Consider the following 13,140-nt stretch of genomic DNA (forward strand, 5'->3'; position numbering starts at 1 on the left):
CCAGAGCCTACGCAAAGGAACTTATCCGTGGAACCGCCGAAAAAATCAGGACCGCCACGCCGGTCCGGCCCCGGCGGCCCTAAACGCCCCGGTGGCCCCGGCAAGCGGCCGGGCTTTGCGCCGGGTCGCGACGAAGCGACGGGCGGCAAGCCGCGCTTTGCCAAGCCGGGCGAGCGTGTCCAGCCAGGTCGTGGCCCACGGCCCGATGCCGCTCCCAGTGGGGACCGCACTGGACGCGACCGCACCCGGCCTGTGACTGCCAAGGCCGATGCACCCGCGCGGCCGCCCCGGCGCAATGACGGCGATAAGCCGCGCGGCGCAGCCTTTGGCGCTGCCGCCAAGCCCTGGGCGAACAAGCCACCACGCCGGTCGGGCACTGGCCCCAAGACCACCGCCAATCCGCACCCTGCCCATGCTGCCGCCAGCGATGGCAAAGGTGAGCCGCAGCGTATCGCCAAACTGCTGGCCCGCGCTGGCATCGCCTCGCGCCGGGAAGTCGAACGGATGATCGAGGAAGGCCGCGTCACGCTGGACGGCGCGACGGTCGAGACGCCCGCCACTTTGCTCGCATCGCTTGCGGGCGTGGCGGTGGATGGCGTGGCGGTCGCGGCCCCTGCCCCGACCCGATTGTTCCTGTTTCACAAGCCGAGCGGCTGCCTGACGGCCGAGCGCGATCCGGTCGGACGGCCGACCATCTACGACCGGCTGCCTGCCGATCTGCCCCGCGTCATCCCGATCGGGCGGCTCGACATGAATACCGAAGGGCTGTTGCTGCTCACCACCGATGGCGGGTTCAAGCGGCAGATGGAACTGCCCTCGACTGGCGTGCCGCGCACCTATCGGGCGCGCGCCTTTGGCGAGATCAGCCAGGCGCAGTTGGAAGATTTGTTCGACGGGCTGGAAGTCGATGGCGTTCGCTATGGGCCGATCGAGGCGAATCTGGAGCGGCGCACCGGGCGCAACCAGTGGATCGAAATGACCCTGACCGAAGGCAAGAACCGCGAAGTGCGGCGCGTGCTCGAACATCTGGGGTTGCAGGTCAACCGCCTGATCCGCACCAGCTATGGTCCGTTCGTCCTCGCTGACTTGCCGATCGGCATGGTAGCCGAAGTCAGCGAACAGGATCTGGCGATATTCCGCAAGACTTTGAAGGACGCGAAATGAGGATCATTTCGGGCCAATGGCGCGGCCGTCCGCTGACCGCGCCCAAGGGCGATGCCACCCGTCCCACCGGCGACCGGACGCGCGAGGCGCTGTTTTCGATGCTGACCAGCCGGATCGGATCATTTGAAGGGCTGGCCGTCGCGGACTTCTTCGCAGGCTCCGGCGCCTTGGGTTTCGAGGCACTGTCGCGCGGTGCGGCCTCCTGCCTGTTCGTGGAACAGGACAAGCCTGCGCTCGACGCGATCCGCGCCAATGCCGAGCGGCTGGGCATCCGTCCCGACATTCGCGCGGCCAGCGTGCTGACGTTGGGGCAGGCCGCCAAGCCGCTCGACCTCATCTTCATGGACCCGCCCTATGGCACCGGCGCAGGGCAAGTCGCGCTCGACAAGCTGTCACGGCTGGGCTGGACCAGTCCGGCCAGCTGGATCAGCATCGAAACCGACAAGCGCGAGGATGTGGCGGTGAAGGGCTTTACCATCGACACGGTGCGCGATGTGGGCAAGGCCCGGATCACCCTGCTCCGCGCGGAGGTTCAGGCCGCAGCCTGATAGGCGTCCTTTTCCTTGGCGATCAATATGTCGGCCAGGAACTGATAGGCCTCCGCCCAGGCGTCCAAAACGGCGTCGGTTGCGACCTGTTCGCCCAGCACCTCGCGAATGGCGGGGAGCAGCGCGGCGGCGACCTTGGGATAATGTTCGGGTTTAACACCGGTCTGGACATGGCGCGCGACCATGCGGCTGACGGCCCCGTCCAGCGCGCCCAGCTTGTCGATATTTTCCGCATAGCCAAGGATCGCGGCGGCCAGCCGCTTGGGCTGTTCGCCGCTAACCTGTGCGGCCTGGTCGAACATCTTCTTCACCTCGGCATCCTGAAACAGTCGCGCATACATGGCCGTAGTGATCGCGACGCCGTGCTGGCGGAGCGCGGGACCGGTGGATTTCACGATGGCGATCGTCGAATCGGACAGCGAAGCGGACATAGGAAACGCCTTTTTCAGGAGGGAATAAGGTGTATCTAATCCGCATCTTTTAAGATGTAAATAATATATATGTTTTTGTGCGTGCGCATCGCCGCTAACGCCATCAGGCATGCAATTAACCCGCCACACCGATTACGCGCTGCGCGTCTTGATCCATCTGGCGGTGTCGCCGACGGGCCGCGCCACGATCGGCGAGGTGGCGGACGCGCATCTTCTGTCGCGCAACCATCTGATGAAAGTGGTCCACCATCTGGCGAAGGGGGGATTCATCGCGACTCAGCGGGGTCGCGGGGGTGGGTTTCTGCTCGCCAGACCTGCGGAGGCGATCAGCATCGGCGCGGTCGTCCGCCATTGCGAACCGGATATGCGGATGGCGGACTGTCCCGCCTGCGTCATTCGCGGTGCCTGTGGCCTGTCCGCTTTGCTGTCGCAGGCGACCGCCGCGTTCCTGACCGTGCTGGATGAGGCCACGCTGGCCGACGCGGCGCACGACCGAAGCGGGCTGGCGGCGCTGATCGCCGCCCTGCCCGCTCCCGCCGACAGGGTCAGCGCTTGCGCATCTTCCCCGCTTCACTCGGATTAATGCAACTGTCGGTCACTGTCTTCGAGCAGACCGGATAGTCCTTGGCCTCGGCGGGCGGTGGCGTCATGTTGCCGCCCACCGTCACCGGATTGGACGATGATCCCATCGGCGCAGCGGGATCGCTGGGCGCGCCGGGCGGTGCCGGGACCATGCCGGGATCGCTTGGCACCGATCCGGTTGGTATGTCGGCATTGGGATCATTGGCGGGTGGCGGCGGCGGGGCCATGGACGGGTCGGTCGGCGGCGTCATGGCGTCACCGGGGGCTTGGTTGGCGGGAATTTGCTGCGCGATGGCGGTGCTGCCGATCGAGGCGATGCCCATCAGGGCGGCTCCGGCAAGCATGATGGATTTCATGGGGTGATCCTTCCTATTCTTGTCTCTGCCCCGTTCTGCTGCGTGGGCGAGGCAGAGAACCGGCACCCCGTCGCCTCCGTTCCGCCGCTGGCGACGAAAGGAGGCGGGAATGCCGCGAGAGGAAGGTCGGCGCTATTCGCCGGGGAAGCGATCGAATTTGGGCAGCAGATGGGCGTTGGCCATCCAGTCGGCGGCTTCGGCCATCTGGATATGGGCTTGCGGCGGCAGGGCGCTGATATCGTCCAGCGTGCCGGTTTGAATATCGATCTGGCCGGGGAAGATGGTCGCGTTGGTATAGAACAGCCCCGACCCGCACGTTCCGCAGAAATGGCGGATCGCATGTTCCGACGAGCGATATTCGACCGGCGTGCCGCTGATCGTCACCGCATCCTGCGGGAATAGCGCCCAGCCGACCATGGGCGCCCCCGCACTGGTGCGGCAATCCTTGCAATGGCACAGCGCGCTATGGGCGGGTTCGCCTTGGGCTTCGTACCGGATCGCGCCGCAATGGCATCCCCCTGTCAACATCGCGCGTCCTCCCTTGCATGATTCGCCTTTTGTTCTCATAAAAGGCGCTTCGCCGCAAGGGTCATGCCTTGCCCCTGCCGCCCCCTGTCCCTAGTTGTCCTCCATGACTCTTCCATTGCCCTCACCCCATGATCCGCCCTATTTGCGGGGGTTGAACCCGCCCCAGCGCGAAGCCGTGTTGACGACCGAAGGGCCGGTGCTGGTGCTGGCGGGCGCGGGCACGGGGAAGACCGCGGCACTGACCGCGCGGTTGGCGCATCTGGTGGCCACGGGCCGCGCCTATCCCTCGCAAATCCTGTCGGTCACCTTCACCAACAAGGCCGCGCGCGAAATGCGCGAGCGGGTCGGCAAGATGATCGGCCCGGCGGTGGAGGGGATGCCATGGCTCGGCACCTTCCATTCCATCGCGGCCAAGATGCTGCGCCGCCATGCCGAACTGGTGGGGCTACAATCCAATTTCACCATCCTCGACACCGACGATCAATTGCGGCTGATGAAGCAGTTGATTCAAGCCGAAGGGATTGACGAGAAGCGCTGGCCCGCGCGGCAATTGGGCGGCTTGATCGACCAGTGGAAGAATAAGGGCTGGACCCCGGAAGATGTCGGCGCGGGCGAGAGCGAAGGCTATGCCAATGGCCAGGGGCAGAAGCTCTATGCCGCCTATCAGGCCCGGTTGCGCGCGGTTAATGCGTGTGATTTCGGTGACTTGCTGCTCCATGTTCTGACGATTTTGAAGAAGCATCGCGATGTGCTGCAAAGCTATCAGGAGCGGTTTCGCTATATCCTAGTGGACGAATATCAGGACACCAATAGCAGCCAATATCTGTGGCTGCGACTGCTCGCCCAGACGCGCAAGAATATCTGCTGCGTCGGCGATGACGACCAGTCCATCTATTCATGGCGCGGCGCAGAAGTCGCCAATATCCTGCGGTTCGAAAAGGATTTTCCGGGCGCGACGATCATCAAACTGGAGCAGAATTATCGATCGACCCCGCATATTTTGGGGGCGGCATCCGGGGTGATTGCCGAAAATGGCACGCGGCTGGGCAAGACATTGTGGACCGACATCGACGTGGGCGAGAAGGTGCGCGTCGTTGGCATTTGGGACGGGCCGGAGGAAGCGCGGCGGGTCGGCGACGAAATCGAGACGATCCAGCGCGATGGCGGTTCGCTGGACGAGGTCGCCATATTGGTGCGCGCGCAGCACCAGACCCGCGAGTTCGAGGATCGCTTCATCCAGATCGGCCTGCCCTATCGCATCGTCGGCGGCTTCCGCTTCTATGAGCGCGCCGAAATCCGCGATGCGCTGGCCTATTTGCGGCTGGTGAACCAGCCTGCCGACGATCTGGCGTTCGAGCGGATCGTCAATGTGCCCAAGCGCGGGCTGGGCGACAAGGCGGTGGAGAAATTGCACCGGCTGGCGCGGGCCGAGGGCATACCCCTGCTCCATGCCGCCGCGCGGATATTGGATACGGACGAGTTGACGCCCCAAGCGCGGCGGTCGCTCGGCAGTTTCGTCGGCGATCTGGCGCGCTGGCGCGACCGGGCGGCGCAATTGCCGCATGCGGAACTCGCGCGGCAGATATTAGACGAGAGCGGCTATACCGCGATGTTGCAGGCCGAACGCAGCACCGAAAGCGCGGGGCGGCTGGAGAATCTGTCTGAGCTTGCGCGCGCGATGGAGGAATATGAGACGCTGGGCGCGTTCCTGGAGCATGTCTCGCTGGTTATGGATAATGAGGCGCAGGCCGAATCCGCCAAGATCACCATCATGACCATCCATGCCGCCAAGGGGCTGGAGTTTGATTCGACCTTCCTGGTCGGGTGGGAGGAAGGCATTTTCCCTTCACAGCGGGCATTGGACGAAGGCGGGCTCAACAGCCTGGAGGAAGAACGGCGGCTGGCCTATGTCGCGATCACGCGGGCGCGCAAGCGTTGCACCATACTCCATGCCGCCAATCGGCGCATCTATGGTCAGTGGACGAGTTCGATCCCGTCGCGTTTCGTGGGCGAATTGCCGCCGGAGCATGTCGAGGAAGAGAGCAGCATGACCGGTGGCGCGTCCCTGTGGCGGGCCAATTGGTCGGAACGCGAAGACCCCTTCGCTCATGTCGAACGCGGCACCGGGCGCGGGCCAGGCTGGCAGCGGGCGCAATCATCGGGGCAGTTCAGCCGCGAGCCGGTGCGGATCGTCGAGGCGCGCGCATCGGCGGTGTCGATAGGCAATAAGGGGCGCAGCGACATGGCGGTGGGGCTGCGCGTCTTTCATCAGAAGTTCGGCTATGGCATCGTCGCGGAGATCGAGGGCAACAAGTTGGAGATCGATTTCGAGACGGCGGGGCGCAAGCGGGTGATGGACAGTTTCGTCTCGCTGCCTTGAGCGGTCAGTCGGCGCGGGGGAGCGACAGGATGAAGCGGGCGCCTTCGCCCGGTGCGCCGCCGATGCGGATGTCGCCATGCATAGCCCGCGCGAGGCGGCGCGAGATATAGAGGCCGAGGCCCGACCCGCCCGCATCGTCGCGGCCAAGCCGTTCGAACTTCTCGAATATGCGTTCGCGGTCGGCGAGCGCCACGCCCTGCCCCTGATCGATGACCATGATCCGCGCTTCGCCGGGCGCGGATTCGGTGACGATGCGGACCTGCGTGTCTTCGGGCGCATAGCGCACGGCGTTGCCGATGAGGTTGACGAGGATTTGCAGCACGCGGCGAAATTCGCCGGTGGCGAGCAGGCTCTGATCCTCCTGCGGCGGCAGGATGGTGATGCGGCGATCAAGCGCCTTGACGGTCAGCAATCCGGCCGCGCGCCGTCCGAGATCGGCCAGGTCGACCTCTTCGGCGATGACCGCGAAATCGGGCCGGTCGATCGCCTGAAGATCGGCGAGATCATCGACCAGCGCCATCAAGTGCCGCCCGGCCGAGGCAATGTCCTTGGCATAGCCCGCATAGTCGGGGCGAAGCGGCCCATCGCGTTGCGCGCTGATGGTATCGGCATTGGCGATGATCCGCCCCAATGGCTGGCGCAGCGACCGGTCAAGCCGCTTGCCGAATTCGCCGGGATAGAGCGTGACGGGCGCTTCCTCTACCAGCGGCGCTGCGACGGCGCGTTCCAGCGGTAGTGCCGTCCCGCGATAGCCCAGGAGCTGGCCCGCAAGGTCGAACAAAGGAATGGCGGACAGGCGGAACAGGCGGGCGGGATCGCCGACCAGCGCGGCGTCCTGATCGCGAAAGGCGCGTCGCTGGGCAAAGCCGCGCAGCATCGCCATGTCGCCATCGGCATCGGGGCGTAGGTCGAAATAGGCGGAAAAGCGGCTGCCCGGCAGTGGCGGATCACGCGGCAGCGTGCCCTGCGGCCCGCCATTGTCCATCGCCATCTGAAAGCGCAACTGGGTGTCGACCTGCCAGGTCCAACCTTCGGCCAGGGTGGCGATGTCGGCTTCGCGGTCGATCGGTTCGACCGGCGCGAGCGGGATCGGCCGTTCCTGCCAGTCGATGATCGACAGCGACACGCCCGCGCCATCGGGCTTGGCGCGCACCCACATGTCGATATCGCCGCGTTCGGCGGCGGCAGCGACGGGGCGCGAGACGGGGACGCCCAGGCGCTGGGTCAGTCGGGCGATGGCGGCAAGCTGGGGGACGACGAGCAGGGTGCCGAGGCTGCCCCCCGCCTCTTCCTGCAGCGCGAGCAGCGGCGCGTCGGCGCTCAGCAACCGTCCGTCACTGGCGACGGATGCGCGCACGATGGCCGGATGGAGCGGCATGTTCAACGGGCGGTGACTTGCAGCAGATGGTCGAGCTTGGCGCGAAAAGGCGCGGGCGTGCGCAGGGCGCTGACCGCCGCATCGGCCGCCATTTCAGGCAGGTCGCGATAATGGGCCGAAGCCTCGACAATGGCAAGGTCGGACAGAGCGGGGCGAATCGGGCGCAGCGACAGCAGCAGATGGCGATAATCGGCATCGGCCCCGCCCAGCGCCCGGCACAAAGTCGCGATCTGCGCCACCGGACCCATCACCAATATGTCGATAACCTGCATCGCACGCATCCGCAGCCGCCGGGCGGCGAGCGCGGCGAAGAGCAGGAAGCGCCGCTGGTCGAGCGCTGCGCCGAGCAGGTCGGGCGCATCGGCCGCCGCGCCCATGCCGCGCACCAGCCGTTCGGCTTCGGCGATCGGGCTGACGCTTTCGTCATGGTCGGCGAGCAAGGCCCAGCCGGATCGCTCGAACGCAACGAGCAGCGCATCGCCCGCCTCCCCGGCCCCGCGCCGCGCGATCGATGCGAGGCAGGCGGCGGCGGTCCAGACGAGTTCGGCATGATGTTCGGCGGGTAGGTCGGGCCGCATCGGCTGATCCTCGCCGCCGCGTGCAATCCAGCGGCCCTCGGCCAAAGTGAGCGCCGAGACGGCATTGCCGATCAGGGGATCGTCGGCGCGCAGCAGCGGTTCGCCCTCTTCCTCGGTAATGTGGTCGGCACCGGGCTGGCCGAACTGGCGCAGCATCAGCGTAACGCCCGCGCGCATCTGCATATGGGCGAGCAAGGCCGGGCTGAGCATGGCGGGCTGATCGCAGAGCATGCGCCAGCAGACGGGATCGGGCCAGGGCGCGAGTGCGGTGGCGATGGCCGGGGCATGATCGAGCGAGACGCGCAGCGCCATTTCGATCGCGGTCAGGCAGCCGCCCAGATGCCGCCGCGTCTCCGCGATCAGCGCATCATGGCGCGGGCGTTCGTCCGTTGGAAAGAAAAAGGCCAGGTCGATGGCATGACCAACCGGCACGGCGGACATGCCCGCCATGACTCGCGTCATCGGCCAGCTATCCGTCATTGTCGAACCGGCAAGGGACGAAAAGACGCTCATGCGGTGCAGCATAATCGCACGTCCTTAAAATGCACTAAACCGTCCGCAGGAAATCTTTATGCACGACGCCGTAAAATGATCGCGCCGATCGAGGCGATGGCGAGCAGCATGGCAATGCGCAATCCCTGCGCCAGCACGCCGAACAGGCCAGTCGCGACCATCAGCAGCAGCGCGCTGGCGGGGGTGAAGATCATCCACGGCCGCGCCTCGCCGCTGCGCCCCTGCCGGTCGGCGATCAGGATGATCGCCAGCAGCAGCGCGAGATCGACCGCGAGCGGACTGCGGCCCGCCAGGACGATGCCGACCAGCGCCAGGATGGGCGTGGCGAAGGCGAGTGCGCCCGCAGGCGGCGGCCGCAGTGCCATGGCATCGAGCCGGTCGGCGAGTTCGGCGAGCAGCAAGGCGACCAGCAGCAGACAGAAGCCGGTCAATGGCCAGAGCAGTTCGATCGGCACGAGCGCGACGGCGGCGAGCGCGATGGCGCTGACCCGCACCTGAAAGGCAGGCACCTGCATCCGCATCAGCGGGGCGCTGGCCATGCGGGCGAGCGGCGCGAGGACATAATGTTCGATGCCGCCGCGCGTGGGGCTGCGCGAGACACCGGCGGCGGTGACTGCCTGCGCCACCAGATCGGCCTGTTGCTGGCTGTCGACGATGGCAACGCGGCCTTCGAGCAGGTCGTCCTGCGGCGCGGTGATGCGACGGGCGCCCTTTTGCACCGCGGCCCGCACCAGCGTCAGCGACAAGTCCCAGTCGCCGATCATGTCGAGCGTGTCGAACATCAAAGCGGGGCTGATCCGCGCTACGCCCGCCCAGCGCTGGCCTGCATCGATCCGTTCGAACGGGGCGCTGGCGCGGGTGTCGTCGGCGACGAGCAGCGTGTTGCCCTCGCTCGCGCCCAGCGCATCGACATGGGCCTGCGCCACGATCGCGCCGTCAGCGACCAGCAGCACGTCGGCATCGCGCGGCACATCGCGCACCATGGATACCATGTCGCGCACAAGTGCCACGGCGATGCCGTCTGCGCTCAAGCGATCGACCGCCTGCGACACGGCGGGAGTGATGACGCTGACCAGGATCATGATTCGGTCGGCACCGGCGCGCGCCGCCTGCCGCGCCTGATATTCGATCAGCGTCTGGCCCGCGAAATGCAGGCTGGCGCGCAGGCCTGCGGGCGTATCGACCGTCGTGCGGCTGGCGCTGAGAATCGCGGAAAAACTCATTCTTTTATGCTTGTCGACCCGTTGGCTGTTGGGACGACCTTTTCGCAAGGCAAAGGGTTTGACGCAAGCAAAGCCGTATCAGCTGTGCGGAATGTCCTGTTCAAGGCCCGCCAGGGCATGACGCAACCGGCGCAGCGCGCGCGGATCGCCAGGCGCCGCCTGCGCCGCTTCGTCCGCCAGCGCCATCAACGATGTAAGCCCGAAACTGGCCGCCAACCCCTTCAATCGCCAAGCCGCCAGCGCCCAATTGGCGTCGCACCGGGCGCGGCCGAGCAGATCGACCTGACGCGCCGCGCTTTCCATGAAGGCGACCCGCAGGTCAGCGATCAACGCACGGTCGTCGCCAACGGCGGCTGCCAAAGCAGCGTCAAGGGCACCTGGATCATAGGACATGGCGACCAACGCTATCGAACACGGGTTAAGTTTTGGTAACGGGGCATTCCCGCGCGCGGAAAAGATGCTAGGATGCGTGCATGACAGGGGGCAGCACAATCGTCGAGTTCTGGCGCGACGAACCATCGGAGGCGGCCGCGCAAGCGGACGACATCCTGCTTTTGAAACAAGCCGTTATGGACATCGAAGAGGATGATCCGGCAACCGGTTCAGGCGAGGCCTGGGTCAAGCGGGTCCGCATCGCGCTGACGATCATGGCTGTCGCATGGATCGGCTTTGCCGGTTGGGCGATGATCGCGTCGGGCGATTTGCGCGCCGGGCCGTCGGCCTTTGCCAATGCCATCGCGACTCTGCTGGTGCCGCTGACCTTGCTGGCGCTCACTTATCTGCTGCTGGTGCGCAACAGCCGTTCCGAGTCGCGCCGTTATCTCGACACGGCGCGCGCCTTGCGGACCGAAGCGGATTTGCTGGAATTGCGGCTGGGCCGGATCGCGACGCAGTTGGAAGCCGCGCGCCAGACGATGCAGGACCAAGCCGAATTGCTCGACAGCTATGGCGCAGCCGCCAGCAGCAACATGGAAGCATCGGCCGAACTGATCGCGAGCCGGGCGCATGCCAGCGCGGAACGCGCGGAAGCCGCCGAGCGCGCCGGTGCCGCCCTGATGGCGCAGATGGACGCGCTGATTGGCGCGATCCCCGAACTGGAGGACCGCACGGGCCGGATGGCGGCGCAAATCATGGACAATGGTCATGCCCTGGGCGACCGGATCGATACGCTCGAAGCGCGGCTGCATGCTTTGGGCGAATTGTCCGACGACGCGCGGGCGCGCACCCTGTCGGCGACCAAAAGCCTGTCGAGCCAGTTAACCCAGTTGCAGGAAGCGACCCGCTCAGCGAGCGAGGAAGTTACCGGCATGGCTGAGATCGCCGCCGGGCGGATTGACGCGACCGCGCAAACCGCGCGGCAGGCGATGGACCGCACGCGCCTAGATGTGGATGCCCAGTCGGCGGCGCTGACCGCGCTGGTCGAAGCCGCCCAGGCGGGCGTCACGACGACCAGCGAGAGCGTGCGCGTGGCGCTGGTGGCGGATCTCGATCGTGCCCAGGCGGATTTGCGCGAACGGCTGGATGAGGCGATGGCACAGGTGCGTGAAACGATGGCCGCGAGCGACGATGGCCTGTCGCGCCGCGCCGAGACGCTGACGGCGCTGGTTGCTGCGGCCCAGGCCGGGATCGGCAGCGCCAGCGAACATGTAATGGGCGTATTGGCGCGCGACATGGACGTGATCGAGCAGGAATTGCGTCAGCGGATGGGTGGCGCGCTCGACCGGGCGGAAGAAGCGCTGAGCTTCACCGATTCGCGCCTGTCGGCCCAGGCGGCGGCGCTCGACGCGCTGATCGCCCGGTCGCGCGAAAGCCTGGATGCGATCGGCAGCGATACGGTCGTCGGCCTGACCGACTCGATCGGCGATGTCGAAAGCCGCCTGCACCAGATCAACGATATGGTGGAGGGGCAGAAGGCGCTGATGACCAGCCTGCATGCCGGGTTGAACGACAGCATCGCCGGGACCGAAAGCCGGTTCGCGACGCTGGAGGAAACCACCCTGGCGCGCAGCGCGCGGATGACCGATGCCCTGACGCGCCTGACCGCCGAGACGCAGCGGATCGACGGCGCGCTGGCCGCTGGCGGCCTGACCGCGGACAAGTTGATCGGCAGCGCCGAAACTTTGCTGGTCGCGCTGGATTCAAGCGTGCGCGAACTGGATGAAACCTATCCCGGCGCGCTGGAGCGGTTCGATGCGCGGATCGAGCAGAGCCGCGTTTTGCTGGCCAGTGCGACGCCGGAAATGGAGCGGCTGGAGGCGATTTCGCAGGCGCTGGTCGGACGGGCTGAAGAAGCCGAATCGCTGTTGCGCGGACAGGGCAGCCGCCTGACCGAGTGGCTGGAAAGCACGCAGAGCGGGTTGGAAGCCAATCGGCAATTGGTCGATCGGCTGCGGGTCGCGCTGGACGGGGCGCATCAGGATGCGACGCGGATCACCGAAGGCGCCGGGCCGCTGCTCGTCACCGCGCTGTTGCGGGTCAAGGATACCGCCGATCAGGCTGCCGAGCGGGCGCGGCAGGCATTGGCCCGCGCCATTCCCGACGCGGCCCAGCAATTGGGCGATGCCAGCGAAGCGGCGATGCAACGGGCATTGGGCGACAAGGTCGCGGCGCAGATCGAACAGGTGGCCAAGGTGGCCGAGGAAGCGATCAAGGCCGCGCATCAGGCATCGGAGCGGCTGACGCGCCAATTGCTGACCATCGCCGACACCAGCGCCAATGTCGAGCAGCGCATCGCGCAGGCCGAACAGGCATCGGAGGATCGCGACCGCGACCATTTCGCGCGCCGCTCCGCCTCGCTGATCGAATCGCTCAACAGCACGGCGATCGACGTCACCAAGATATTGTCCAACGATGTGACCGACACGGCCTGGTCGGCCTATCTAAAGGGTGACCGGGGCGTATTCACGCGGCGCGCGGTCAAGTTGCTGGATGCTGGCGAGTCGCGAGAAATCGCGCTCCATTATGACGATGATGCCGAGTTCCGCGATCATGTGAACCGCTACATCCACGATTTCGAATCGATGCTGCGGATCATCCTGTCGGCGCGCGACGGCAATGCGCTGGGCGTTGCGGTGCTGTCATCCGACATGGGCAAGCTCTATGTCGCGCTGGCGCAGGCGATCGAGCGGTTGCGGCAATAGGGCGAGATGGCGTTCCCCGGTCTGCGCCGGGGAATGGCTTCGGCTCAGCGCGTGCCGCTATATTTGGGCAGCATGTCCGCTGTCACCCAACCCTGCACATAATTGGCATAATAAAGGCCGAACAGGATCGACGCCAGGATCGTCGCGCGTAGGGCGACGCGGCCGGGGCGGAAGTTGCTGGGGGCGCTGTCTGCCTGCCCCTTCAGCATCACCTCGCCCGTTTCATCGGGCGTGCGGATGCCGAAGGGAAGCATGACGAAGGCGCAGACGACCCACATCAGAAAATAGATGGCGAAGATGGCGTAGAGATTCATGCGCG

Annotated in this window: 13 protein-coding genes; 5 read left to right on the forward strand and 8 right to left on the reverse strand. The window is 66.1% G+C overall.

Going from position 1 to position 13,140, the window contains the following annotated elements:
* The first annotated feature begins 27 nt into the window (after nucleotides 1–27).
* Together BSY17_RS05305 and rsmD are read left to right on the forward strand one after the other, a co-directional pair.
* Nucleotides 28–1,164, forward strand: coding sequence for a pseudouridine synthase (locus BSY17_RS05305; RefSeq protein ID WP_237236427.1), 1,137 nt, complete (start codon nucleotides 28–30; stop codon nucleotides 1,162–1,164).
* A complete protein-coding gene (rsmD, locus tag BSY17_RS05310) occupies nucleotides 1,161–1,712 on the forward strand; it encodes a 16S rRNA (guanine(966)-N(2))-methyltransferase RsmD (RefSeq protein WP_069064715.1) in 552 nt (183 codons plus the stop codon). Before BSY17_RS05305 ends, rsmD begins: the two co-directional genes overlap by 4 nt.
* Here rsmD and BSY17_RS05315 read toward each other — a convergent pair.
* Complete coding sequence (locus BSY17_RS05315; RefSeq protein WP_069064716.1) at nucleotides 1,697–2,143, reverse strand: globin domain-containing protein; 447 nt, start codon at nucleotides 2,141–2,143, stop codon at nucleotides 1,697–1,699. The two genes, rsmD and BSY17_RS05315, sit on opposite strands and share 16 nt — an antisense overlap.
* A gap of 109 nt (nucleotides 2,144–2,252) precedes the next feature.
* On the opposite strand from BSY17_RS05315, the gene BSY17_RS05320 reads away from it, so the two are divergent.
* Nucleotides 2,253–2,726 carry an RrF2 family transcriptional regulator gene (locus BSY17_RS05320; RefSeq protein WP_069064717.1) on the forward strand — a complete coding sequence of 158 codons (474 nt, stop codon included), beginning with the start codon at nucleotides 2,253–2,255 and terminating at the stop codon, nucleotides 2,724–2,726.
* Here BSY17_RS05320 and BSY17_RS05325 read toward each other — a convergent pair.
* The gene (locus BSY17_RS05325; RefSeq protein WP_069064718.1) at nucleotides 2,689–3,081 is read right to left on the reverse strand and encodes a Fe-S oxidoreductase; all 393 of its coding nucleotides are present in this window, start codon (nucleotides 3,079–3,081) and stop codon (nucleotides 2,689–2,691) included. The genes BSY17_RS05320 and BSY17_RS05325 overlap by 38 nt on opposite strands.
* A gap of 132 nt (nucleotides 3,082–3,213) precedes the next feature.
* On the reverse strand, nucleotides 3,214–3,609 hold the full coding sequence (locus tag BSY17_RS05330) for a GFA family protein (protein WP_037473846.1): 396 nt from the start codon (nucleotides 3,607–3,609) through the stop codon (nucleotides 3,214–3,216).
* Between the two features lie 103 nt (nucleotides 3,610–3,712).
* Between BSY17_RS05330 and BSY17_RS05335 the strand changes: the two genes are divergently transcribed.
* Complete coding sequence (locus BSY17_RS05335) at nucleotides 3,713–5,989, forward strand: ATP-dependent helicase (RefSeq protein WP_069064719.1); 2,277 nt, start codon at nucleotides 3,713–3,715, stop codon at nucleotides 5,987–5,989.
* A gap of 4 nt (nucleotides 5,990–5,993) precedes the next feature.
* Here BSY17_RS05335 and BSY17_RS05340 read toward each other — a convergent pair whose 3' ends face one another.
* From BSY17_RS05340 to BSY17_RS05355, 4 genes are all read right to left on the reverse strand, one after another.
* Complete coding sequence (locus BSY17_RS05340) at nucleotides 5,994–7,373, reverse strand: sensor histidine kinase (protein ID WP_069064720.1); 1,380 nt, start codon at nucleotides 7,371–7,373, stop codon at nucleotides 5,994–5,996.
* On the reverse strand, nucleotides 7,370–8,470 hold the full coding sequence (locus BSY17_RS05345) for a DUF2336 domain-containing protein (RefSeq protein ID WP_237236429.1): 1,101 nt from the start codon (nucleotides 8,468–8,470) through the stop codon (nucleotides 7,370–7,372). The genes BSY17_RS05340 and BSY17_RS05345 overlap by 4 nt, the downstream gene beginning before the upstream one ends.
* A gap of 44 nt (nucleotides 8,471–8,514) precedes the next feature.
* Nucleotides 8,515–9,681 carry a hypothetical protein gene (locus tag BSY17_RS05350; RefSeq protein WP_069064721.1) on the reverse strand — a complete coding sequence of 389 codons (1,167 nt, stop codon included), beginning with the start codon at nucleotides 9,679–9,681 and terminating at the stop codon, nucleotides 8,515–8,517.
* 78 nt (nucleotides 9,682–9,759) lie between these two features.
* Entirely contained in the window at nucleotides 9,760–10,074 is a 315-nt protein-coding gene (locus BSY17_RS05355; protein WP_037477908.1) for a hypothetical protein, read from the reverse strand.
* 80 nt (nucleotides 10,075–10,154) lie between these two features.
* On the opposite strand from BSY17_RS05355, the gene BSY17_RS05360 reads away from it, so the two are divergent.
* Nucleotides 10,155–12,821 carry a hypothetical protein gene (locus tag BSY17_RS05360; protein WP_069064722.1) on the forward strand — a complete coding sequence of 889 codons (2,667 nt, stop codon included), beginning with the start codon at nucleotides 10,155–10,157 and terminating at the stop codon, nucleotides 12,819–12,821.
* A gap of 44 nt (nucleotides 12,822–12,865) precedes the next feature.
* On the opposite strand, the gene BSY17_RS05365 is transcribed toward BSY17_RS05360, so the two are convergent.
* A complete protein-coding gene (locus tag BSY17_RS05365; RefSeq protein ID WP_037474004.1) occupies nucleotides 12,866–13,135 on the reverse strand; it encodes a DUF1467 family protein in 270 nt (89 codons plus the stop codon).
* Between the last annotated feature and the right edge of the window lie 5 nt (nucleotides 13,136–13,140).

Source organism: Sphingobium sp. RAC03 (assembly GCF_001713415.1).
Lineage (GTDB): Bacteria > Pseudomonadota > Alphaproteobacteria > Sphingomonadales > Sphingomonadaceae > Sphingobium.

Bases quoted from the DNA above. Each gene is read 5' to 3' on its own strand.
- rsmD (WP_069064715.1), top strand. From the start codon at position 1,161: ATGAGGATCATTTCGGGCCAATGGCGCGGCCGTCCGCTGACCGCGCCC.
- BSY17_RS05315 (WP_069064716.1), bottom strand. From the start codon at position 2,143: ATGTCCGCTTCGCTGTCCGATTCGACGATCGCCATCGTGAAATCCACC.
- BSY17_RS05320 (WP_069064717.1), top strand. From the start codon at position 2,253: ATGCAATTAACCCGCCACACCGATTACGCGCTGCGCGTCTTGATCCAT.
- BSY17_RS05325 (WP_069064718.1), bottom strand. From the start codon at position 3,081: ATGAAATCCATCATGCTTGCCGGAGCCGCCCTGATGGGCATCGCCTCG.
- BSY17_RS05330 (WP_037473846.1), bottom strand. From the start codon at position 3,609: ATGTTGACAGGGGGATGCCATTGCGGCGCGATCCGGTACGAAGCCCAA.
- BSY17_RS05335 (WP_069064719.1), top strand. From the start codon at position 3,713: ATGACTCTTCCATTGCCCTCACCCCATGATCCGCCCTATTTGCGGGGG.
- BSY17_RS05345 (WP_237236429.1), bottom strand. From the start codon at position 8,470: ATGCTGCACCGCATGAGCGTCTTTTCGTCCCTTGCCGGTTCGACAATG.
- BSY17_RS05350 (WP_069064721.1), bottom strand. From the start codon at position 9,681: ATGAGTTTTTCCGCGATTCTCAGCGCCAGCCGCACGACGGTCGATACG.
- BSY17_RS05355 (WP_037477908.1), bottom strand. From the start codon at position 10,074: ATGTCCTATGATCCAGGTGCCCTTGACGCTGCTTTGGCAGCCGCCGTT.
- BSY17_RS05360 (WP_069064722.1), top strand. From the start codon at position 10,155: ATGACAGGGGGCAGCACAATCGTCGAGTTCTGGCGCGACGAACCATCG.
- BSY17_RS05365 (WP_037474004.1), bottom strand. From the start codon at position 13,135: ATGAATCTCTACGCCATCTTCGCCATCTATTTTCTGATGTGGGTCGTC.